The organism is Streptomyces sp. NPDC050564 (assembly GCF_044457265.1).
Lineage (GTDB): Bacteria > Actinomycetota > Actinomycetes > Streptomycetales > Streptomycetaceae > Streptomyces.
Window position 1 is genome coordinate 22,006 of the sequence record NZ_JBITGS010000049.1, and the last position, 22,177, is coordinate 44,182.

Genomic DNA, 22,177 nt, shown 5'->3' on the forward strand with positions numbered 1-22,177 from the left:
GACATGCAGCGCGTGGCTGAGGACCGCGGAGCGCCCGGAGAAGGCGCCCGGTAACGGTGCGCTCCCCCCGCGGGCGGGACACTGGGCTCATGGCTCCCGAAGGGCCGGCGGGCTCTCCTCGACGCGGTGCGCCGACATCTCATCGCTTCAGCGTCCCGAACCGGACGACGCATGATCGCCCCGGGTCACGCACCCAGCGGCTCGGCCTCCTATGCTCGGGGGGCAACCATTCGAGTCCAGAGGAGCGGAGCAATGAGCCAGAACGTCTTTTTTGAGGTGACCGCCGACGGCGAGCCGATCGGCCGTATCGAGTTCAAGCTCTACGACGACGTGGTCCCGAAGACCGCGCAGAACTTCCGTGAGCTGGCCACCGGCGCGCACGGCTTCGGTTACAAGGGCTCGCCGTTCCACCGCGTCATCCCGGACTTCATGCTCCAGGGCGGCGACTTCACCAACCAGAACGGCACGGGCGGCAAGAGCATCTACGGCGAGAAGTTCGCCGACGAGAACTTCAAGCTCAAGCACACCAAGCCGGGCCTGCTGTCCATGGCCAACGCGGGCCCGAACACCAACGGCTCGCAGTTCTTCATCACCACGATCGTCACCGACTGGCTGGACGGAAAGCACGTCGTCTTCGGCGAGGTCGTCGAAGGCATGGACGTAGTGAAGTCGATCGAGGCGCTCGGCAGCCGTTCCGGCGCTACCGCCAAGAAGATCGTCATCTCCGACTGCGGCACTGTCTGAGCAGTCTGACTGCTGTTTGAGCCGGTGGGCCGACTCGAACAGCTCTTTACCGAAGGTGGAAGGCGTGTCCGCTTGAGCCTGTGCGCAGGCGGACAGGCCGCCCCTCGGTCTCCTGCGAAGTGATGTGCCGGACGCCTCGGCGCCGCGAGCAGCCGGGGAGTCGAGGCAGGGTCGCTGCCTGTCCGCGGCCACGTTGCCATGTTTCTTACGTGGGCTGCCCGGCCCGAGTCTTGGTCACGGGCGCTGATCCCGGCCCGCCCTTTGAGAGCCTGCCCCCTCCCTACCGCGCTTGTCTGCTGCCGGTAAGGAGGGGCGCAGGCAGGCGGTCCGCGCGGCGAGGAGCTGGATGCTGCGTTGTGCCGCCCTGGCGGCACAACGTCACGACCAGAGCAGGCACTTTCGCGGCCACAGCAGGCACCGTTGGCGGCGAGTACCGATGTCCCATGGCCTGTTTCCTCATGCCATGTCCGCCGCCCACCGCCACGCCCAGGAGCCCTTGTGGCCTGGCGACTTCCGCATTGACCCATGCGAATGATTCACCGGCCCCGCAGGGGTGAACCATGCGACCGTATGCCCCGCGCCGACGACAGCCGGCCGCTCGCGATCATTAACGTTGTCTCTTGTGTTGATGAGCCATGCCTTTGTGAACCTGAAACCCGGAGTGGGAAAGACCACCAGCGCCGTCTGGTTGGCTCACGCACTTCACGAGTCGGGTATCTCACCGCTGCTGGTGGACAGTGACCCGGCCTCCTCCGCGCTGCGTTGGAGCGAATTGGCGGGCGGCTTCCCGTTTCCTGTGGTCGCCCTTCCGGTGGGCGATGTGCACCGGCGCGTGAACGACTTCCTCGGCAACCGGCAGGCCGTCGTGTTCGACGCCCCGCAGATGGAGGACCACGCACAGATCACCCGGAGCATCATGCGATACGCGAGCGAGTGGATCGTGCCGGTGACCCCAGCCCCCATCGAGCTGGACCGCATGGCACCCATCGGCGGTGAGATGGGCGACGTACAGTCCCTGCGCGCCCAGCCGGCCCGTGCCACCGTCCTGCTGAACCGCACCAATCGTCCCGAAGCGACGCGCACCGGTCCTGATGCCGACGCCCGCGAAGCCCTCATCGAGCGGGGCTTCGACGTGCTGTCCACCCATATTCCACGGCTCGACTTGTACGCCCAGTCATTCGGCAGCACGGTCAAAGCCAAAGGCTCGGCCTACATGGACCTCGCAGACGAACTCATCAAGCGTCAGGACAAGGCGTGAACCAGCGCAAGGACACCTACCGAGCCGCACTGCAGCGCGGGCCGGAAGTCGCCCCACCCCGTCACACCAAGGTCACTCAGCTGCACACCCGCTACCTCCGAGTGACCATCGAGTTCGACCCCGCCCTGCCGCGCGACCTCACCCGATGGATGGGATCACCCGTATCCGCGCTCCTGCGCGCCGGCGCCGCCATGCTGCGCCCCCAAGCAAGCACCTCGTAAGCCGGGCGACGCACGACCCGAGTGCGGTACACGGGCGGTCAACAGGCCGCATACGCCAACGCGGCCGGCTTCTCTCCACTCCCCCGGTCACGTTTCGCTCGCGTCTACAGCTCCCGGTCTCCTTGCCAGGTGACCGAGGTCAGCGCGGCCAGGCCGCCGTGTGCCAGGCCCTTGTAGGTCACTGTCCGGGCAGGGCCGAGCTCGTGTGCGACCCGTCTCGCCAGCTCCATTCCCTCCCGGAACAGCCGCTGCCATTCGGCGTCGTACTTGCCGTCCTCCCGGTCCCGGACGTCCAGGTTCAGCGTGTTGTCGATCCCGGCTGCCCACGCGTACAGGCCGGCGACGAGTTCGTCGGGCAGATGCAGGGCGGCGGCGGGATCGTCGGGGGCGAAGTCCCCGAATCCGTTGGAGCGCAGCGGACCGAACTTGTATTCGCCTTCGACGGTGATGTGGACCGGGTGCGGTGGTGTGCTGTGGCTGTCGTGTTTCCAGTGAAGGCGGTCGCAGCCCCAGCACACCCGATTCGATGTGCTGTGGCGCTCGTCCCAGTAGCGCACTGCCCATGACGGCCCGAGATGTCTGGCCAGTCGTTGGGCAGCCACCAGGCCCAGTTTGACGCGTTTGCGCACATCCGGTCGGGAGACGGAACCTCCTGATGGGCGGGACAGCGACCACGAGTGCAGAGCGTCGGCCAAATCTTCCGGCAGGCCCAGTCCCGAGTCGTCCAGCGGGACGTTACGGGTGAACGCGTCGATGTCCTCGTAGGTCCCGCCCTCGTGCGGCTCATACATGGGAGACGGCTCGCCCCGGGCCTGCACGACCAGGTGGCGCGGTTCTACGGGAGCAGTGGCCTGGCACCAGGTGCAAGACCAGCCCTCCTGCTCCCACTGAGGCGGCTGCATCGGCCACTGCCACATCGTCCGCCCACACACATCGCACTCCACGGCACGATCCTCACACGCGTATGCGGCCCGCCCCAACCCGCTGCCTGCAGACGAATTGCCAGTCACGCCATCCCGAACAGAACGGTCTTTCAGGGCCTGTGTCCGATGCGGACGCTTCAATTCTTCGGTGAGCCGTGCGGAAAGGCCTCGGGTGCGTTCTTTCCCCCACCGTGCCTCTCGAGCGGTCCGCTGCCGGGAAGAACGATCGATCGGTTTCTTGAGATGGCTGGCGCCGAAGGTGAGCCAGGAGTGCCGCGACGCCCGCAGAACACAGATCCTGACCGCGGCGAGGCGCTGTGCCCGGCTTCGTCCTCCGACTTGCCGCTCTCGGGCCCGACGCGGTCGACGGCCTGTCCGACGCCGCCCGCGCACTGTGGCCGGGGCGTTGACGGGCCGGCGACGGGGCGCCGCGACCGCGGCAGGAGATACGGACTCCTCGGCAACAACTGTTCGGTCCGGATGATCGTCCCCTGACGGGTCTGCGGGCTGCCCCAGCGCTCAGTGAGGCGCGCAACGGCGATCTGGTCCGCTTCCGATTGCTCTCGCCCTGGCGGGGTCGAGGGAGGAGCATGGAGATGAGCGACCAAGGGAGGCCCGCCATGAAGTCCGAAGCCTCGGATTATGACACCTGGCTGTACTCTCACACCCCTTCCCAGGCCGAGGGCGAGCGCGACGAACCGGCTGAGCGTTCAGCCAAGCACCCGGACGTCCCCAGGACCGAGCCGTCCCAGGCGGAGGGCGAGCGGGTGGACGACATCAGGACCGCATGACCGCATGAACCGCAGTGAGCCGGACCGAGCGTTGCCGGGTCCGGCTCATTGCCGCTCGGCACCGCACGGCCGCCCGGGAGGCGTGACCCGTCGCGCCGCGGGCTGTCAGCCGGAGTCGTCGGGGGTGAACGTGACAGGCAACTGCGTGGGGCCTCGCAGACCCCCCGAGCGCCATCGCAGTTCGCTGGGCGGCACGGCGAGGCTGAGGTGGGGCAGGCGGCGCAGGGCGGTTCCGATGGCGATCTGGCCCTCGAGCCGGGCCAGTGGCGCCCCCAGGCAGTAGTGGATGCCGTGTCCGAAGGCGAGGTGCGCGTTGTCCTGCCGGGCGATGTCCAGGCGGTCGGGGTCCGGGAACTGCGCCGGGTCGCGATCGGCGATGGCGGAGGCGACCAGCACAGTTGCTCCGCGAGGGATGATCACGCCCGCGACGGTGACGTCCTCGCGCGCGAACCGGGCGATGCCGGGGTTGACCGGTCCGTCGTAGCGCAGGAACTCCTCGATCGCGCCGGGCAGCAGTTCCGGATCGTCCCGCAGCATCTGCAGCTGGTCAGAGTGGGCGAGCAGTGCGGTGATGCCGCTGCCGATCAGGTTGACCGTGGTGATGTAACCGGCGACCAGCAGCAGGAAAGCCATGGCGATCAGCTCGTCCTCGTCGAGCCGGTGTTCCTCGTCCCGGGTCGTGATCAGTGCGCTGAGCAGGTCGTCGCCGGGTCGGGCCCGCTTGTCTGCGAGGAGTCCGGTCAAGTACGAGCGCATGTGCCGCCACCCTCGGTCCACCCGCGCCGGGTCCGGCTGCTCGTCTCCTTGAAGGATCATTTCGTCGGTCCACCGCTGGAAGTCGTGCCGGTCGGCGCCAGGCACTCCCAGCAGTTCACAGATCACGGTGACGGGAAGCGGCAGCGCGAAATCCTCGACGAGGTCGGCCTTGCCGGCGGGCACGATCGCGTCGAGCAGCCGGTTGGTGATCTCCTGCACGCGCGGCCGCAGCTCGGCCACCCTGCGGGCGGTGAACGCCTTGGAGACCAGGCGGCGCAGGCGGGTGTGGTCGGGCGGGTCGGAGCGCAGCATGGTGCGCAGCATCGATTCGTGCTCCGTGGCGGGCAGCCGCTCAAGAAGCCGGGGGTCCGAGGCATCGCGGACGTCGCTGCTCAGCCGTGAGTCGGACAGGGCTGCGAGGCCGTCTTCGTAGCGGGTGACCAACCATGCCTCGAGGCCGCCGGCGATCACGGCACGTCGTACCGGGCCGTCCTCGCGCAGTTGCCGGTAGAACGGGAAGGGATCCGCCATGAAGGCCGGATCGGCGTAGGGCAGAAGGACCGGCTGCTGGCTCATCAGGCCTCCAAGGGGCGCCACAAACCCATGCGGCGAAGCTGTTCCGTTTTGAGGGTATATGTCCCATGGGTTCGCGTTACGGATGTCGCCGAAGGGAAGGGCTGCGATGGAGCGGACAACGTGCTGCGTGGTGGGTGGCGGCCCCGCGGGAATGGTCCTCGGCCTGCTGCTGGCCCGAGCCGGTGTAGCCGTCACGGTCCTGGAGAAGCACGGTGACTTTCTCTCCGCGACTTCCGCGGCGACACAGTGCATCCCTCGACCCTGGCGCTGCTGGACGATCTCGGTCTGGCCGAGCGCTTCGCCCGTCTGCAGCAACGTCGGGTGACCACGGTCCAGCTGCCGCTCGGCGCGGACGGTTCGTTGATCACCGTCTCGGACATCAGCGCGCTACCGGAGCCGTACAACTACGTGGCGATGGTGCCGCAATGGGACCTGCTCGACCTCCTCGCCGACGAGGCCCGGAAGGAGCCGTCCTTCTCCGTGCTGATGAACACCGAGGCGACGTCCTTCCTGGAGGAGCACGGACGGGTCACCGGAGTGCGGTACCGCACGTCCGACGGCCGTACGGGCGAACTGCGGGCCACCCTCACGGTGGCCTGCGACGGTCGGGGCTCGCTGGCCCGGTCGCGGCCCGAACTGCGACTGCGGCAGTTCACGTGCCCCATGGACGCATGGTGGTTCCGGCTGCCACGGCAGGCAGGCGACCCACGCGGGCTTGTGGGAGCCGTGGGCGACCGAATTCTCACCGCGATGATCGACCGTGGGGAGTACTGGCAGTGCGCCACGCTGATTCCCAAGGGGACCGACGCCGAGCGCCGCGCCGCCGGTCTCGAGCGGTTCATGGCCGACTTCTCGGCCGCCGTGCCCTGGCTCGGGGACCGGGCGCATGCGCTGCGATCATGGGACGAGGTGAAGATGCTCGACGTGCGCCTCGACCGCCTCCGGCGCTGGCACCGCCCGGGACTGCTGTGCATCGGAGACGCGGCGCACGCGATGTCACCGGTCTTCGGCATCGGCATCAACCTCGCCGTCGAAGATGCAGTGGCCGCCGCCCGGTATCTCGTCGAGCCGCTGCGCAGGGGTGCGGTCGGGCTGCGGGACGTACGCGGCGTTCAGCGGCGCCGGTGGCCGACCACGGCGGCGACGCAGGCACTGCAGCGGTTCGCTCACGCGAGGGTCATCGCGCCCGTGCTCGCGGGACGCCCGCCCTTCGGCAACGCCAAGCGGGCGGAGCGGATGAGCAAGATGCTCACCACCTCACCGTGGCTCAAGCGCGTTCCGGCGTACTTCATCGGCTACGGCGCTGTGCGCGAGCGTCCGCCCGCCGAGTCGGTGCGGTAAGCCGGGCCGGGCCCCGACCGTCTGCACGGGTCGGTGCCCAACCCCACCCACGCCGGCACCCGCACCCGCACCACGGCCCGGCGGTTGGAGCTAGGCGGGAGAGCCCACAGTCCGTGGGCCACCGATGACGAAGACGTCGTGGACGGCCTTCATCGCCGCAATGCTTCCATGTGAAGCGCGGCGTCGTCGGCAGCCTCGTCGGGAGTGCGGCCGTGCTCACGGGCGACGATGTACGCGGCGTACCAGTCCGACCAGTGGTGCTCGGGAGCGGACGCCTCGTACGATCCGTGGTGCTCCTCGGTCTCGCGCAGAAGTTCCGTCAGCGTGGGGATGTCCATGGCGAAGAAGCCTCCTCGGTCCTGCGGGTCTGGTCATCGTCCGGGTTCTCGCACCTGGACTTCTTGCAGCAGCCAGCCGTTGCCGTCCGGGTCGCTGAAGGACGCGTATGAGGCATAGCTGCGACCCTCTGGGTCGGGGCCGTCCACCCGTTCTTGGACGCCGGTGTCGTACACGTGGTGAAAGACTTCGCTCACCTCGACTCCTTTACTGATCAGTTCGGCGCGGGCTCGGTCGAGGTCGAGGACCACGAGGTAGAGGCCCTGGGCGGAGCCCGGTGCCGCGGGGGTGACTCCGCGGCCGAAATGAATAGAGCCCTCCGACCCAGGTGGCGTCAACTGCAAGATCCTGAATTCCGGGCCGGCCTCGTAGTCCGCATCGAGCCGCCATCCCAGGTTCTGGTAGAAGCGCAGGGAAACGTGATCTCCAGCGTACGTTCGCGGACCATGTCATGCTCGCGCACAAGCTGCGCCGACGCAGTGCTCGAGCTCCGCTTCCGGCAGCGGGCGAAGCGGCCGATGGATGCCGGGCCGCATGGGGAGGTCGTCGGCGGACAGAGCGGAAATCGGAGCACAGCAGGCTCCGCGCGGGGACGGATCTCATGACCACCAAAACGCCCAGAACGCACTATCGTGACAATTGCGACCTCGTGTGGTGTCGGAGCGGAGCATGCCCGACCGGCCGGTGGTTCCGGATGACGCGGTCCTCGCGAGGTCGAGTCGCGCGCCGAGGCTCACTTACGCAAGCCAGGTGTCTCGGCCCGATGGAACGCACCGAGCAGCGGGGCAGGAGATCGACCATGGGCGTGCCCGCCGGCGATTCGCAGGTCGGCCTGCTGGGCCGAGGTCGCGAGACGGCCGCGCTGGCGCGGGTACTGGCCACCGCGCGGGCGGGCAGCAGCGCGGTACTGGTCCTTCGCGGCGAGGCGGGAATCGGCAAGACGGCGTTGCTGGACTACGCAGCCGGCCGGGCCGTCGGCTTCCGTACGGTCGGCGTCGCGGGCATCGAGTCGGAGATGGAGCTTCCGTTTGCGAGCCTTCATCAGTTCTGCGCCCCGATGCTGGGCCGGCTTCAGGAGTTGCCCGAACCGCAGCGCGATGCGTTGTCCGTCGCGTTCGGACTGCGGAGAGGCGAAGCGCCGAACCGGTCCCTGGTGGGCCTGGCCGTCCTCGGTCTGCTGGCCGGCGCGGCGGAGGCTCAGCCGCTGGCCTGCCACGTCGATGATGCGCAGTGGCTGGACGAGGGATCCCTACAGGTGCTGGCGTTCGTCGCCAGGCGGCTGATGGCCGAGCCGGTGGCTTTCGTCTTCGCCCTGCGGGAGCCCGACAACGATCGGGAGCTGGCCGGTCTGCCGGAACTGGCCGTCGAGGGCCTCAGCGAGCCCGACTCGCGCGCCTTGCTGGCTGCGGCCGTCCGCGTACCGCTCGACCCGCTGGTACGGGACCGGATCGTCGCCGAGGCTCACGGCAACCCGATGGCGCTGCTGCATCTGCCACGCTCCCCCGGGGAGTTGGCGGGCGGTTTCTGGCTTCCCGGCAGACGCCCCTTGGCGCACTGCATCGAGAACACCTTTCACCAGCATTTCCGATCACTTCCCCAGGAAAGCCGGCGGCTTCTGCTGACCGCCGCGGCCGAGCCGACCGGAGACGTGAGCCTGTTGTGGCGCGCTGCCGGTCTGCAGAAGATACCGGTGGCCGCCGCAGCGCCGGCCGAGGCCTCGGAGCTGGTCGAGTTCGGCACCAAGGTGCGGTTCCACCACCCCCTGATGCGCTCGGCCATCTACCGGAAGACGTCCGCGCCGGATCGCCGGGCGGCGCACCGCGCACTGGCGGAAGCCACCGATCCCCGCCTCGATCCCGACCGCAGAGCGTGGCATCGCGCTCACGCCGCCGCCCGGCCCGACGAGAGCGTCGCCGCCGACCTCGAGTGCTCGGCCGGCCGGGCCCAAGGCAGGGGAGGAGTCGCGGCCGCAGCCTCGTTCCTGCGACGGGCGGCGGAACTGACGCCCGATCCCGCACGCCGTGTCGCCCGCGCACTGGCCGCCGCGCAGGCCCAGATCGACGCCGGTGGGGCGGACCAGGCCGACAACATGCTGGCGGCCGCGGAGGCCGGCCCCCTCGACGACCTGCAGCACGCCCGAGTCGAGCGGCTGCGGGCCCGGCTGGTGTTCGACCAGGTGCGCGGCAGCGACGCGCCCCGGCTTCTGCTCGACGCCGCGCACCGGCTGGCGCCCCTCGACGCCGCCCTTGCCCGGGACACCCTGCTGGAAGCGTTCGGCGCGGCGATCTTCGCCGGCCGTCTGAGCGAAGGGCCGGGGCAGCGGGAGGTGGCCGAGGCGGCCCGCGCCGGACCTCCGCCGCCGACGCCGCCACGGATGGTCGACATCCTTCTGGACAGCATGGCCGACCGGATCATCGACGGCTCAGCCGCCGGCGTCGGCGCCCTGAGGCGTGCGCTGCACCTCGTCCGGCAGGAGCAGAGGTCCGGCGGCGCGACGGAAGCGGAAAGGCACTGGCTGTGGCTGGCGTTCCGTGTTACACCGGAGCCTCTCGCACCGGAGCTGTGGGACGACGACGCGTGGTATGAGCTGGCCACCGGCGCCGTCGGCATCGCCCGCGAGGCGGGGGCGCTCGTCGTCCTCCCGATGGCGCTGACCTACCAGGCGGGTTTCCTCGTGCATGCCGGCGATTTCGACACCGCGGCGGCACTGATCGACGAGGCGACCGCGATCTCACAGGCCGCGGGCGGCGCACCCATGATGTACTCGTCGCTCGTGCTCGGCGCCTTGCGAGCCCGGGAATCCCCGGCACGTCACCTCATCGACACCACGGTCGACGAGGTGAGCGCCCGGGGCGAAGGGCGCGCTCTCAGCCTCGCCGAGTACGCGAACGCATTGCTGTACAACGGCCTCGGCCGCTACGACGCCGCGCTGGCAGCCGCGACGCGAGCGTGCGAGTACGAGGATCTGGGTTTCTTCGGGTGGGCCCTGGTCGAACTGATCGAGGCGGCCGTCCGCAGCGGGCAGCCGGAGGCCGCCGCGGCGGCGCTGGACAAACTCACCGAACGCACACACCCCAGCGGAACGGAATGGGGCCTGGGCGTGGAGGCCTGCTCGCGCGCGCTGCTGAGCGACGGCAAGGCCGCTGATGCGCTCTACCAGGAGGCGATCGGCCATCTCGAACGCTGCCGGATCGCCGTCCATCTGGCCCGCGCCCGTCTGCTGTACGGCGAGTGGCTACGCCGCCGGAAGCGGCGTCGGGAAGGCGGTGTTCAACTGCGCTCCGCCTTCGAGGCGTTCAGCCGCTTCGGAGCCGAGGGCTTCGCCGAGCGCGCGCGCAGGGAGCTGCAGGCGACCGGAGAGACCGTACGCAGGGGCACGGCCGACGCCGTCACCGAACTCACCAGCCAGGAGTCCCAGATCGCCTGGCTGGCCAGAGACGGGTACACCAACTCCGAGATCGCTGCCCAGCTGTTCATCAGCCCACGCACGGTGGAGTGGCACCTCGGCAACGTATTCGCCAAGCTCGGGGTCAGCTCTCGCAGACACCTCCGCTCCGTGCTCTGTCCTGCGAAACCCGCGACGCAGATGGCATTTCCAGCGGCGGACGCCCCAGAGTCCGCAGTTCGCTGAGCACGGCGTTGATCGCCTCATGGGCGCAGTGGGTCCTATCGGAAGCCGCCCAACCTACGAGCAGCAGAAACTGCCGCCCTCAGCAGGGCCTTGCAGCCTTGATTCTCGAAGATCCGCGTCTTCGGCGCGACACGTATAGGGCAGCTCCACCGGCAGCGCCGCACCGGCAGCCGAGGCCTGAGAGAGGCCCCGCAAGGCCGACGGGTCGGCCCTGCCCTTCAGCGGTCCGAGCCCTTGTTCCGACGATGGGAGACCTGTTCCCGTACGGTGAGCCACCGTGACCGTGTCTGCTCGACCACGCTGTCCCACTGTCGGCGGACCTCGTGATCGGAAGGGCGATGACCCTGGCGGATCCGGCTGAGTTCGTCTCGTACTTCTCGTCCCAGTGCCGCCGACGCGACGATGACGAGCATGGCTCCGAAGAGGGCCGAGATCATCGCGAATACGGCACCGACGACCCCGTACCGTGAGACGGAGGAGTTGAAAAGCCGCGGCAGGTAGATGGCTGCGCCCACCGAATAGGCTGCCGTCAGAACGGCCGCGGTGACGCCGAAAGGGATCAGGTCACGCCAGGCGATCCGCTTCGCTGACAGGAGGCAGCCGCTCCAGACAAGGAACACGGCAGTCACCGGTACCTTGCACACCGAGTCCGCCAGACCCAGCCCACCCCCGCCGAGGACCGCGGAGAGCCACCCGGTGACCACTGCGTAGCTACCAAGGGTGAGAATCCACCACAAGCCCTTGCGCGTGTTGCGCACGCTGAGCGGCTTGAGTTCCCACGTCTGTTCGAAGAGCCGCTGCGAGGCTCGCGCAAAGCTCAGCGCCGAGATCGTCAGGAACACAAGCCCGAAGATGCCCACGCTCGCACTCGCGTTCTCGGCGGGAGAGAAGAGGGAGTTGACTGCCTGGGCGCCTGCACCGGTGAGGTTGTAGCGCCTGATGATCCGCTCCGCGGCGTCGTAGTGCACGTAGTCGCTCAGGACCTTGCTGCTGAGGATTGCGAGGGGGATCAGTGCGGTCAGAGCGCTGGACGCCAGCGCCATCGAGCGGTCGAAACCCACGATCTTCTGAAACCGATTGACGACCCGCAATGCGAAGGCAGGGCGCAGCCAGAACGTCAGCGTTCTGACGAGGCGCTCGCGATTGATGCCCGCCGTCCGGCCCTCCGTGAAGATCGGAACCTGTGTGACGGCGCGAGCCTAACGGACGTTCGTGAGGGTGATGGAGGGCGACACGCATACATCCACCACGATCAGAACGCCGGCCGCCCGCCGCCGTCGTCACTGTGGCGGACTCGTCGTCTTGGTCAATGCCCACGACAACGGTGTTCAGGCGCACCGAGTGAGGCGGCACCACAGCGGCCAGGGCACTGTGCAGATCGGCCCGATGGACCTGCATGGCGCGCGCGTCGCCCATCCGCTCGACGACGGCGCCTGGGCCACGCTCAGCGATCTGGACCGAAGCGGCTGGGTCCTCCAAGAGGTGACGGGCCGCGCCTCGGCCGCTGACAGCGCATCAGTCATCCCCGGTGCTCGAGACGTGTGGCGCGGCGCTCGGTATCGGTGGCCTTGGAGATGAGCGCGGCAGACCGCCAGTAGTTCTGGCGGTCGATCATCGCGGTCAGTGAACGTCCGTCAGCGCCACCGGCGAGTCCACTCGGATCCCGTTCGTGTCGCGGCAGCCGCAACCACCGGGCGTGCGGGGGTGGAGGAGGCCTCGCTGGGGCTACCGTCGCCACGTGGTGGCACGGGCCTTGCAGCACTGCGAGATCGGCGACCGTGACCGTCGACATCTGCGACCGTGACCGTCGACCGCAGACGCGGAAACGGGGGCCGCCCGTGCTGCAGTTTTTCCGCATCCCTGCGGGAACTCGCCCCGTCTCCGAGGAGGCTCGGCCGTGCTGTGCCGCAGGCATGTCCCCGAAGGTTCAGAGACTCAGCGTGATCGCAGCGGCGACTCCGCCCAGGCCGAGGGCAAAGGCGGCCGGGCCCCAGCCGCCGGTGCCCCAGCGGAAGAACCGGTCGACTGCAAGCCGGCCCGGGCCGATGGCAGCGACAGCCAGGGCAACCACGGTGATGCAGACGCTGTACTCCACGCCGCCGTCCGCCTCCCACAGACCATGAGCGCCCGTAACGGTCGCCATGGCATTGATCATCACGCCGATCAGAGCGGCGGCCGCGAGTGGAGTGAACAGTCCCAAGGCCAGGCCCAGGCCACCGAGGAATTCGGACAGGCCGGCGATCACGGCGAAGAGCTTTCCCGGGCGGAACCCGAGTTCGGCGAACCCGTTGCCGGTCGCCGTCAGGCCGCCACCCCCGAAAAGCCCGAACAGTTTTTGAGCGCCGTGCCCGGCCATCAGCAGGCCGAAGGTCAGTCTGATCAGCAAAAGGCCCCAATCGGCCGCGGACGACGTCGCCGCGGTGGTGACGTGCGCCCGCGTTTCCGTGGGACTCGAAAGAGAGTGCAAGATGTTTTTCGTATGCATTTCGATGCTCCGGAAAGAACGCCGGAACGGGCATAGCCCCAGCTCGGACGGACGCCGAGGCACCGGTCGGCGGTAGACCCTGCGCAGCATCGCAGAGCACAGACCACCTCTGCCGATCCTTCCGCAGCGACCATGATCATGCATCTGGGCGCCGACCACCCTGGGCGATGCTTCTTCGGCGGCCCCGGCCCGAGCGGCTCAGCCCAGGTACCCGAGCAGCTCAGCCCAGGTAGAAGTCCTTGCGAGCGGCCACGAACGCCTCGATGGTTTGGGCAGGTACACCAGTGACGCGTTCGACGTCGTCGGATGTGCGGTCGTAGCGGTTGTCATGGTGCAGTCGGGCCATGGTCAGGATGTGCTCTTCGGTGTGGGGCGGCAGGCCCACCTTGGCGAGCACCTCGGTCCGCCATACGTCGAGTGGCACGTCCACGTAGGTCACCGGACGCCCCAGCGCCCTTGAGAACTCCTCGGCCATCTCCGTCATGTCGACCGTGCGTGGTCCGGTCAGCTCGTAGACGTGCCCGGCGTGCGGAACCGGGTCGCGGAGCACGGTGGCGACCACCCGGGCGACGTCGTCCACGGCAACCGGCGAGGTGCGCCCAGTACCGAACGGCAGCGCGATCGTGCCGTTCTCCTGGATCGATTGCGCCGCCAGTGTGGTGAACAGCGGATTGTCCAGGAACGACGTCGGCCGGATGTGGATCACGGGCAGGCCCGACCAGTTCAGTACCTGCTCCGCCAGCCAGTGCAGCCGTTGCTGGTGGGACTCCGCGGTGCTGGTGGCGGTCATCTGCGACACCGTCATCTGCGACATGTCGACCAAGCCGTCCAGCTGCCCGTGCTCACGGGCCACGGTGGCCACCACCGTCGCGGCGAGCAGATGGTCCGGCGACACGGGCATCGCGAAGTACATCCGCCCGACGCCCTCCAGTGCGGCCGCGACGCTTTCGGGTCGGGTCAGGTCGCCGACGACGACCTCCGCGCCCAGCGCACGCAAGTCGTCGGCGCGCTCGTCGTCGCGGCGCACCAACACACGCACCGGCACGTCCTGCGCGCGCAGTTGGTCGAGGACCGTGCGGCCCACGCCACCGGCGCCGGTGATGAGAACAAGGTTGCTGGCAACCATCGGACGATCTCCTTCTGACTGGGACAGCTGAGTAGTGGAGTGGTGGCGTGACCTCACGTGCCTTCTGCGTGTGACAGGGGTCAGGCGGCGGCTGCGGTGCGCCGCCGCACCAGGCGGGGGCGCAGGCCGACCAGGACGCCGGCGATCACGGCCCACAGTGCGAGTGTGATCACAGGGACTGCTGTGTGCGCGCCGTCGAAGTAGCTCAGGCCGGTGATCGCGCGGACGGCCGCGCCAGGTGGCAGCAGTGCGGAGACGGCTCGCGCCGCGGCAGGCAGCAGATCGGCGCCGATGGTGGCACCGCTGGTGGCGTTGCCGGCCGTGAGGAGCACAAGCGTGGCAACCGGGATCCCGACGGGGCCGAGGTAGGTGCCGAGCAGTTTGGTGCTGAAGGCGGCCGCTGCTGCCAGCAGGGTGAGCGTGAAGACCAGTGGGACGACCGGGGCCGGGACGGCTCCCAGAACCGGGCCGGCGATGATCGCTGCGACGGTGCCGATGGCCGCCGAGGCGCCGGCCAGCAGCCAGAACCGGTGACGCAGGCGCAGGAGACCGGTCAGGCCGAGAGTGTTCGAGCCGAGGACGAAACCGGCCAGGGTCACGCCGAACGCCATGTAGAAGCCGGCCAGTCCCCGCGCGTCGAAGTGGGTCAGCGGGACGACGTCCGCGGTGGTGACGTGCTCGCCCGCACCGGTTGCGTAGGCGCCGACGAGGTTCTTCACGGCCGATGTGGTGGACGTGCCGGCTGCCCCCGCAACCTCCAGGCGGAGCTGGTCCGGGCCGTCGACGCTGAGCGCGGCGACGACGTCGTGGCGCTCCAGTGCGTGGCGCGCAGCCTCGGCGCTGGAGGCCGGCTGCACATCGACAGTGTCCCCGAGGGCATGGCGTATCTGGCCCGGCAGGTTCGATCCGGTGACAGCGATGGGGATCTCGTGGGGCTGGGGGTCACGCTGCAGGCCTACATAGCAGCCGATGAAGGCAGCCACGACGATCAGAGCAATCACCGTCGGTTGGAGCCAGGCCTTCACCGGCGGCCGGCGTCGGGCGGCCGGGGCCGGCGGACGGGAGAGCTCGGCCGCCGCGGAGAGCGTCTGCTCACGCTCGGGAGCGGTTCCGGCGGAGGTTTCCATGAATGGGCTTTCTGGTGGAAGGGGCATGCGGTGTGGGGAGGCCGAAGGCGATGGTCGGCACGGTGGCCGTGGAGCGGCTGCCACCCTTGGTACCAAATAGATGATGAGAGTAATGTATTCCAGAGCTACGATAGATGCCAACCGTCATCCATGAAGGAGGTGCTCATGGGCCGCGTATCGCAGGCGCAGGCACAGGAGAACCGCAAGCGGGTCGTGGAGACGGCCTCGCGCCTCTTTCGCGAGCAGGGCACGAGCGTGAGCGTCGCCGACCTGATGAAAGCGGCAGGCCTGACCCACGGCGGCTTCTACAAGCAGTTCGACTCCAAGGAAGCCCTGATCGACGAGGCGGTCAAGGATGCGTTCGGCGAACTGGCCCAGTGGCGCACGAACGCCCTGGAGGAGAACGACGGGCGGCGCGAAGAAGCCCAGCGGACCTTGATCGACGCGTACCTGTCTCGCCGCCACCGGGACAACGCGTCCACAGGGTGCCCCGCCGCCGCACTAGCCGCTGACATGGCCCGCGACACAGGCGATCGCGACGCGCACCGTGCCTACTCCGAAGGCGTAGAGGACTTCGCCGCGTGGCTCGCCACCGATGACGAGGACGGCATCACGCGGCTGTGCACCATGCTCGGCGCCGTCGTACTGGCCCGTGCCGTCAAAGACTCGCCGCTGTCCGACGAGATCCTCACCATCGCACGCTCGGCGCTCTCCCCAGCCCCCTGAGCTCTGCCTGCGGCGTGATCACGACCCCCAAGATGAGCGACCCGTGCCGGGTCGAAAGCAGTGGATGTCTCGGCATGACGATCATCCCTGCGATGTGCCGGAACCGGTAGCCGCCCACCACATCGGGGTGGGGCCGTCGTCGGTCGCGCGGTCAGGGCAGGCCGGGACCCGACCGCCCCCGTATACGCACCGGTCGGTGTGCGCACAGACGTGCAGGTGACGGCAGCCGGAACGCTCGTCGGGCCGACGGCTGTAGCGCTCACACAACGGCACGTTCGGCATCCTGCTTGGCCTTGTACTGGTCGGGATAGCGCTCCGTGAAACGGACGGCCAGGACCAGAAGAGCCACGGGAATGACCCAGTTCAGCCAGTCCGAGGTGCCTTTGGTGTGGACGGCGCAGAGGCCCAGCACAGCAGTGGCCGCGAACACGGCGCACCAGACCGCGGTGAGAACGAAGTTGATGTGCCGGAACGTGGGCGAATCCCAGTACTCACGCGGCGTCGACTCGCGCGCGTACTGCGTCGTGAACGGCACGAACGCGAGGGAGACGAGCGAGACGAGGGCAATGACACCGTTCGCGAGCGTCTGCGCGTAGGTCTCCAGCCAGATGAGTTCGTGCCGGTCCAGGGCGAGCGCGAGCAAGCTGAGGACCGCGAAGAAGATGATCCCGGTCACCTCGAGAATCTTGAAGCTGCCCCGTCGCATGTCGCCAAGACTGAGCACGATGGAGGTCAGCAGGGCCGCCAGAGCCGCGTATTCCCACGTACTGGGGCCCGCCACGACGTCGAAGATGATCCAGGGGGCGAACCCGAAGAAGACGTTGCCCGTTCGCTTGGCCGATCCGGAGCCCGCCACTGAGCACCTCCCGTCGTGCCGGGGCTGGATGCACGCGCTGATCCCCGCTCCACGTTCCATCGTCACTTCCGCCACCACACATCGCATCCGATGCGCCGACCGGGGACGTGCCGGATGCGCACGAAAGCCACTGCGAAGTCACCCACACCCGAACCTGTGGTTCTTCCCACATTTCGTACCCAATGGGCCCTGTCGTGGCAGCGGTCACTTCGCGGGGCGGGCGTTTTCTATACGTTCGCAGTTCTGTACTCCTCCCCCCATGAACTGCCGAGGCTCCTCCCCATGCCGCACCGACCGTCCTCCTCGCCGCACCTGCAGAGCGCGGAAAGGCGCGGGCCGCAAGGCAGGCGCGCCGTGATCCGCGCCGGCGTTCTCGCGGCGTCGCTGGCGACGCTCTTGTCAGCCGCCTCGCTCGACCCGGCGACCGCGGCCCCGGCGTCGGCGTCGGCGTCGGCGTCGGTGCGACCCGACGCCGCCACGACCGACGTCCTCGCACTCGTGCAGCCGCAGCAGAAGGCGCGGGTCACGACTGCGGTGTTCGACCTCGACGGCACGGGCCGGGAGCCCGCGGTGCACGGCGACGACACCCCCTATGACACCGCGAGCATCGTCAAGGTCGACATCCTTGCTGCGGCACTGCTCCGGGCGCAGGACACCGGACGTGCCCTGACCGTGCAGGAGCGCGCCCAGGCGGAGTCGATGATCGAACGCAGCGACAACACGGCGGCGAACGCCCTGTGGCGGCGAATCGGCCTGGCACCGGGCCTGGAAGCGGCGAACAAGCGGCTGGGGCTGACCTCGACCAAGGGTGGCCCGGGCGCCAAATGGGGGCTGACACGGACGACGGCGAGCGACCAGATACGGCTGCTGCGCGCGGTGTTCGACACCAGCCCGACCTCGCACGCGAGCTCCACGGCGCTCAACAAGGCGTCCCGAACCTACATCCGCACCCTGATGACACGCATCGTCGGCGAGCAGGCGTGGGGCGTGTCCGCTGCCACCGGCTCCGGATGGGCGCTGAAGAACGGCTGGCTGCAGCGCAACACAACCGGACTGTGGGACGTCAACAGCGTCGGCCAGGTCACTGCGAGCGGACGTCACTACCTCGTCGCTGTCCTCTCGGACGGCAATACGTCGATGACGAACGGCATCGCACTGGTGGAACGCGAGGCCCGGGCGGCTGTCATCTCGGCGACCGCCCACTGACGGCCTCAACGAGCGGTGGCGATCACCTGAGAAGCCACCCCGAAGATCAAGTTTTCGAGGGCTCGGCCATCGGACCGCGGCCGCCTACCCGGGGCTCGACCAGGTAGATCTCGCCGACCGCGGCGACGTTCGAAGGCCACCTCGCTGGCCCAGGTGGCCGCCTCGTTGCACGCGCGCAAAGTCGCCTCAAGTGCGGTCGCCTGCATGGGCGTCGGCGCCAGTTTGACCTGCACAACCAGCTTCACACCCGTGACGCTAACCGGAATTCCCAGGCCTCGCATTCGAACACGGGACAATCCCACACCACGCGGGACCCGCCATCCGGCGCTTCGCGCCGGACGCCACCGCGGTGCTCCGCACCGCTCACCTCAGGACGCGATTCCTCCCAGGCGTGAACGACTCCGTTGGGAAAGGGACGAATCGCCAGCCATGGTGGTCACTTTGGCTCACGGACCCGCAGGTCAAGTGATCCACTCCCAGCCAGAATGCGAGCCGGGATGCCCACCCTGTTCTTTTGCCAACGGAGTCGTGAACGCCCGGGGTTCCTCGCAAGAATCACGCTGAAAGGGCTGTGTGGCCCCCGATGGTCCACTCGAGGACCCGGCACCTCACCCGTCAGTCAGGCCGGCGGTCCACACCGGCGACAGTGACGGCTGGTTCACTCGCACCTGCGGCCTGAGCGCTGCTCATCTTGCTCTGGCGCTGTTCCGGCCGGCTGATCAGGTAGATGGCGGCGAGGGCGAGCACGCCGGCGGCGAGGTAACACAGGTTGCGGTAGTACAGCACGGAGATGAGTGCGGCTCCGGTGGCGATGCCCAGCACTTGCCCTCCGCCGACAAGGAAGTTGTCGACTCCTGCGACCCGGCCCATCAGTTCGTTCGGCGTGTTGACCTGCATCGCGGTGATGGCCCCGACGGTGACGAACGGCAGTCCGAGGCCGAGCAGCGTGGCGCCGGTGATGACGACCGCATCGTTGGGTATGGCCATGACCAGGGCAGACGCGCTGGTGATCGCGAGTCCGACGGCGGTCAGTCGGCCCGGCCCGATGTGCTTGATGAAGAGCCCGGCCGAGAGGCCACCGATGATCCCGGTGACGCCCATGGCCGTGACAATGACGCCGGTCCATGACGGGGAGTGGTGCAGCCCTGTCGTCGCGATCGCGATCCCCAGCGTCTCGAAGAAGCCCATGACGAAGATGCCTGCCGTCAGCGTGATCGTCAGCTGGCGCAACACGGGTGTCCTGATGAGAAACGCGAAGCCCGCAGCGCTCTCCCGCCGCCAGTGCTTCCCGGACGGTCCCGACCTGTCCTCCTCCATCTTGATGAAGGCCCAGCAGGCCACGCCGACCGCGAAACTGGCCGCGTCCAGGAGCGCCACCGCCCTGCCGCCGTAGAGGGCGAGTAATCCCACACCGAGCGCAGGGGTGATCAGGCGCTGGCCCTGAGTCAGGGCCTGGGACAGCCCGTTCGCCGAACCGAGCAGTTCCTTGGACACCATCTTCGGCAGCAGGGCGGCCATTGCCGAGCCGGAGATCGTGCCCGACACCCCGTAGAGGAATATGACGCTGTAGATCAGCCAGACCTGGTCGGCGTGATGGACCAGTGTGAGTGACAGAACCAGCAAACCGGTCATCGAGTTCGTGATCAGGATTAGCGGTCTGCCGCGGACCCGGTCAACGATCAGGCCGGTCAGCGGGGAGAGCAGGGTCCCCGCGGTGAGGAAGAAAATGCATAAGCCCGCCTTCGAGGTCGAGCCCGTCAGCTCCTTGACCCAGATGCCGGCGGCGAGCCAGAGCGCGTAGTCACCGATTCCACTGAGGCTGTTGCCGAGGAAGTACAGGCGCATGCGGGATATCGCCAGCAGCTCGCCCATGTCGTAGGTGTCACCCTTCTGAGTCGGTTGGGATGAGCATCTCGAACGGATGGGTGAATACGAGCACCTCGAAGGGGACAGAGCCTTCGGGACGCAGAGCGGGCTCCGCGATGCGGTCCGTGAACCTCATCAGGATGTTCGCGATCTCCGTCCGCGCTTGCTCGACTTCCGCCGCCGTACCGAAGACGACGAACTGACTGCTGCCACTGACGGCGCGTGCCTCCGCGGGGTAGTGCTCGCGGTGGCTCTCGTAATGACGCATCCGGCCCAGCCAGCGATCCACCAACACGCCGCTGAGAGCGTGTGCAGCGTGGCTCACTGTCGGATCCGGGTCGTCGGCGTCGAACCGCATACCGACCGTGCCGAGCCTCCACGGTCGCTCCCGGCCGGTGCGGCCTTCCGCCTCGACGACATAGTCGTATTTCGCCAGCGTGCGCAGATGGTAGGAGACGTTGGGGACGGTGCCGCCCACGATCTGTGCGGCCTCGGTGGCGGTGAGCGGTCCGCTCGCCGCCACCGCCTCCAGCAGGGCGATGCGTGTCGGGTGCGCCAGCGCGCGCAGTGCTCGTGCATCCGTGACCTTGCGCAGCGTTGGATACGGATCGCTGTTGTCGGGGGTGGCGTCATCGCGGTCTGCAGTGCTCACGACCTGGAGCCTAGACGAGAAGGAAGTCTTTCGAAACAACTATTGCGAAAGACTTGTTTTGCAATGCGAGGCCAGCTCAGGTAAAGGAAAAGTATGGTCTAGTCCAAAGCGCATTCTGGTCTAGTCCAACTTATTGACGTGATCGCGACAGCGCCAGAAGCTGGGGCCACTCCCCCACTCCCTGGAGGCACAGTGAGACGTCTTCACGCGTGTCTGGGCGCGGCAGCCGCCGTAAGCCTGGCCGCCGTCGGCACGACCGCCTTGGTCGCGGGCAATGCCTCGGGCGCGACCACCGCGCTCAGCAACCGCTGGTACGCCGCCGCTCCCTATCTGATGCCACTGGACAACGACCCGCCGGACCCGGCCGCCATCATGGACGCAACCGGCCTCAAGGCATTCCAGCTGGCGTTCATCCTCGCCCCCAACGGCGGCGGCTGCTCCCCCACTTGGGGCGGCACGGCCGCGGTCTCCTCGGACACCGCCGTGCAGTCGGTCATCAACACCATCCGCTCCAAGGGCGGCGACGTCTCCGTCTCGATCGGCGGGTACGGCGGCACCAAGCTCGGGCAGACCTGCTCGGACGCTGCCTCCACCGCCGCGGCGTACCAGCAGGTCATCACCAAGTACGGCCTGCACGCGATCGACTTCGATCTGGAGGAGCCGGAGTACGAGAACACTGCGGCCATCAAGAACGAGATCGGCGCTGCCAAGATCCTCCAGCAGAACAACCCCGGCCTCTACGTCTCCGTCACCACGGCCGGTACGGCGGACGGCACCGGCTGGTTTGGCAAGCAGATGCTGCTGGAGGCGAAGTCACAGGGGTTCACGCCGAACAACTTCTCCATCATGCCGTTCGACGGCGGCTTCAACGGCGCGGCCTCTCAGACCAGCGCGCTCACCAACTTCAACACGATCCTCCAGTCCACCTTCGGCTGGGACCAGGCAACTGCGTATGCCCACGAAGGCTTCTCCGGCATGAACGGACGCAGCGACACCGGAGAGATCTTCTCGCAGGCCGATTTCCAGACGGTGTTGGACTACGCCACCGGTCACAACATGGACCGCTTCACCTTCTGGTCCCTCAACCGCGACCGCCAGTGCAATCCCGTCGACAACGGCGGCCGCACGTCGGGCACCTGCTCCAGCGTGGCGCAGAATTCCTGGGACTTCGCGAAGTACTCGGTAAAGTTCGCCGGAGCCACCCCGCCCACCAACACCCCCACGCCCACTCCCACCCCGCCGAGCACCGCCTGCAAGACGGCATGGAGTTCGACGGCGGTCTATACGGTCGGCAATGAGGTCTCGTACAACAAACACAACTGGAAGGCCAAGTGGTGGACCCAGAACGAGGTGCCGGGCGCCTCGGAGTGGGGGCCATGGCAGGACGAGGGGACCTGCTGACGTACGGGAAGATGTCGGGGCGGGCACACCTTCCCAGGCGGCCGCAGGGGGTGGCCCGGCCCGCCATCACGACACCAGCGCCCACTCATGCTCGCGACAGCGCACTCGTGCACGGGCAAGTGACCACAGTTCCGAACCCCACGATGCCCGCGACC

19 protein-coding genes and 1 pseudogene are annotated in these 22,177 nt (G+C 68.2%); 9 read left to right on the forward strand and 11 right to left on the reverse strand.

What is annotated here, in order from left to right:
• Positions 1-252: 252 nt before the first annotated feature.
• The 3 genes from ACIBK0_RS45135 (at position 253) to ACIBK0_RS45145 (ending at position 2,223) form a co-directional block, all read left to right on the forward strand.
• Positions 253-744, forward strand: a complete 492-nt coding sequence (locus tag ACIBK0_RS45135) for a peptidylprolyl isomerase (protein ID WP_399094143.1) — start codon at positions 253-255, stop codon at positions 742-744.
• 553 nt (positions 745-1,297) lie between these two features.
• Positions 1,298-2,002 carry an AAA family ATPase gene (locus ACIBK0_RS45140; RefSeq protein ID WP_399094146.1) on the forward strand — a complete coding sequence of 235 codons (705 nt, stop codon included), beginning with the start codon at positions 1,298-1,300 and terminating at the stop codon, positions 2,000-2,002.
• Positions 1,999-2,223: a hypothetical protein gene (locus ACIBK0_RS45145; protein WP_399094149.1), complete on the forward strand. Its 225-nt coding sequence runs from the start codon at positions 1,999-2,001 to the stop codon at positions 2,221-2,223. The genes ACIBK0_RS45140 and ACIBK0_RS45145 overlap by 4 nt, the downstream gene beginning before the upstream one ends.
• A gap of 104 nt (positions 2,224-2,327) precedes the next feature.
• Here ACIBK0_RS45145 and ACIBK0_RS45150 read toward each other — a convergent pair whose 3' ends face one another.
• Positions 2,328-3,014, reverse strand: coding sequence for a hypothetical protein (locus tag ACIBK0_RS45150; protein ID WP_399094152.1), 687 nt, complete (start codon positions 3,012-3,014; stop codon positions 2,328-2,330).
• A 752-nt stretch (positions 3,015-3,766) separates the two neighbouring features.
• Here ACIBK0_RS45150 and ACIBK0_RS45155 point away from each other — a divergent pair.
• Positions 3,767-3,937, forward strand: coding sequence for a hypothetical protein (locus tag ACIBK0_RS45155; protein ID WP_399094155.1), 171 nt, complete (start codon positions 3,767-3,769; stop codon positions 3,935-3,937).
• Positions 3,938-4,042: 105 nt separating this feature from the next.
• Here ACIBK0_RS45155 and ACIBK0_RS45160 read toward each other — a convergent pair whose 3' ends face one another.
• Positions 4,043-5,269 carry a cytochrome P450 gene (locus ACIBK0_RS45160; protein ID WP_399094158.1) on the reverse strand — a complete coding sequence of 409 codons (1,227 nt, stop codon included), beginning with the start codon at positions 5,267-5,269 and terminating at the stop codon, positions 4,043-4,045.
• A gap of 106 nt (positions 5,270-5,375) precedes the next feature.
• Here ACIBK0_RS45160 and ACIBK0_RS45165 point away from each other — a divergent pair.
• A pseudogene (locus ACIBK0_RS45165) lies at positions 5,376-6,610 on the forward strand (FAD-dependent oxidoreductase).
• A gap of 149 nt (positions 6,611-6,759) precedes the next feature.
• Here the strand turns inward: ACIBK0_RS45165 and ACIBK0_RS45170 are convergent.
• Both ACIBK0_RS45170 and ACIBK0_RS45175 read right to left on the reverse strand, forming a co-directional pair.
• Positions 6,760-6,948: a bleomycin resistance protein gene (locus tag ACIBK0_RS45170; RefSeq protein ID WP_399094161.1), complete on the reverse strand. Its 189-nt coding sequence runs from the start codon at positions 6,946-6,948 to the stop codon at positions 6,760-6,762.
• A gap of 33 nt (positions 6,949-6,981) precedes the next feature.
• Complete coding sequence (locus ACIBK0_RS45175; protein ID WP_399094221.1) at positions 6,982-7,359, reverse strand: VOC family protein; 378 nt, start codon at positions 7,357-7,359, stop codon at positions 6,982-6,984.
• 386 nt (positions 7,360-7,745) lie between these two features.
• Between ACIBK0_RS45175 and ACIBK0_RS45180 the strand changes: the two genes are divergently transcribed.
• Positions 7,746-10,577 carry an AAA family ATPase gene (locus tag ACIBK0_RS45180; protein WP_399094164.1) on the forward strand — a complete coding sequence of 944 codons (2,832 nt, stop codon included), beginning with the start codon at positions 7,746-7,748 and terminating at the stop codon, positions 10,575-10,577.
• A gap of 218 nt (positions 10,578-10,795) precedes the next feature.
• On the opposite strand, the gene ACIBK0_RS45185 is transcribed toward ACIBK0_RS45180, so the two are convergent.
• From ACIBK0_RS45185 to ACIBK0_RS45200, 4 genes are all read right to left on the reverse strand, one after another.
• Positions 10,796-11,638, reverse strand: a complete 843-nt coding sequence (locus ACIBK0_RS45185; RefSeq protein ID WP_399094167.1) for a hypothetical protein — start codon at positions 11,636-11,638, stop codon at positions 10,796-10,798.
• Positions 11,639-12,504: 866 nt separating this feature from the next.
• A complete protein-coding gene (locus tag ACIBK0_RS45190) occupies positions 12,505-12,933 on the reverse strand; it encodes a DoxX family protein (RefSeq protein WP_399094224.1) in 429 nt (142 codons plus the stop codon).
• Between the two features lie 349 nt (positions 12,934-13,282).
• Positions 13,283-14,188 carry an NAD(P)H-binding protein gene (locus tag ACIBK0_RS45195; RefSeq protein WP_399094170.1) on the reverse strand — a complete coding sequence of 302 codons (906 nt, stop codon included), beginning with the start codon at positions 14,186-14,188 and terminating at the stop codon, positions 13,283-13,285.
• Positions 14,189-14,268: 80 nt separating this feature from the next.
• The gene (locus ACIBK0_RS45200; RefSeq protein ID WP_399094173.1) at positions 14,269-15,315 is read right to left on the reverse strand and encodes a hypothetical protein; all 1,047 of its coding nucleotides are present in this window, start codon (positions 15,313-15,315) and stop codon (positions 14,269-14,271) included.
• Positions 15,316-15,480: 165 nt separating this feature from the next.
• On the opposite strand from ACIBK0_RS45200, the gene ACIBK0_RS45205 reads away from it, so the two are divergent.
• Positions 15,481-16,041, forward strand: a complete 561-nt coding sequence (locus ACIBK0_RS45205; protein ID WP_399094176.1) for a TetR/AcrR family transcriptional regulator — start codon at positions 15,481-15,483, stop codon at positions 16,039-16,041.
• Between the two features lie 259 nt (positions 16,042-16,300).
• On the opposite strand, the gene ACIBK0_RS45210 is transcribed toward ACIBK0_RS45205, so the two are convergent.
• A complete protein-coding gene (locus tag ACIBK0_RS45210) occupies positions 16,301-16,897 on the reverse strand; it encodes a hypothetical protein (protein WP_399094179.1) in 597 nt (198 codons plus the stop codon).
• 282 nt (positions 16,898-17,179) lie between these two features.
• On the opposite strand from ACIBK0_RS45210, the gene ACIBK0_RS45215 reads away from it, so the two are divergent.
• Entirely contained in the window at positions 17,180-18,103 is a 924-nt protein-coding gene (locus ACIBK0_RS45215; RefSeq protein WP_399094182.1) for a serine hydrolase, read from the forward strand.
• Between the two features lie 615 nt (positions 18,104-18,718).
• On the opposite strand, the gene ACIBK0_RS45220 is transcribed toward ACIBK0_RS45215, so the two are convergent.
• Entirely contained in the window at positions 18,719-19,975 is a 1,257-nt protein-coding gene (locus tag ACIBK0_RS45220) for an MFS transporter (RefSeq protein ID WP_399094185.1), read from the reverse strand.
• 10 nt (positions 19,976-19,985) lie between these two features.
• Positions 19,986-20,621 carry an ArsR/SmtB family transcription factor gene (locus ACIBK0_RS45225; RefSeq protein WP_399094188.1) on the reverse strand — a complete coding sequence of 212 codons (636 nt, stop codon included), beginning with the start codon at positions 20,619-20,621 and terminating at the stop codon, positions 19,986-19,988.
• Positions 20,622-20,813: 192 nt separating this feature from the next.
• On the opposite strand from ACIBK0_RS45225, the gene ACIBK0_RS45230 reads away from it, so the two are divergent.
• Positions 20,814-22,022: a chitinase gene (locus tag ACIBK0_RS45230; RefSeq protein ID WP_399094191.1), complete on the forward strand. Its 1,209-nt coding sequence runs from the start codon at positions 20,814-20,816 to the stop codon at positions 22,020-22,022.
• Positions 22,023-22,177 lie beyond the last annotated feature (155 nt).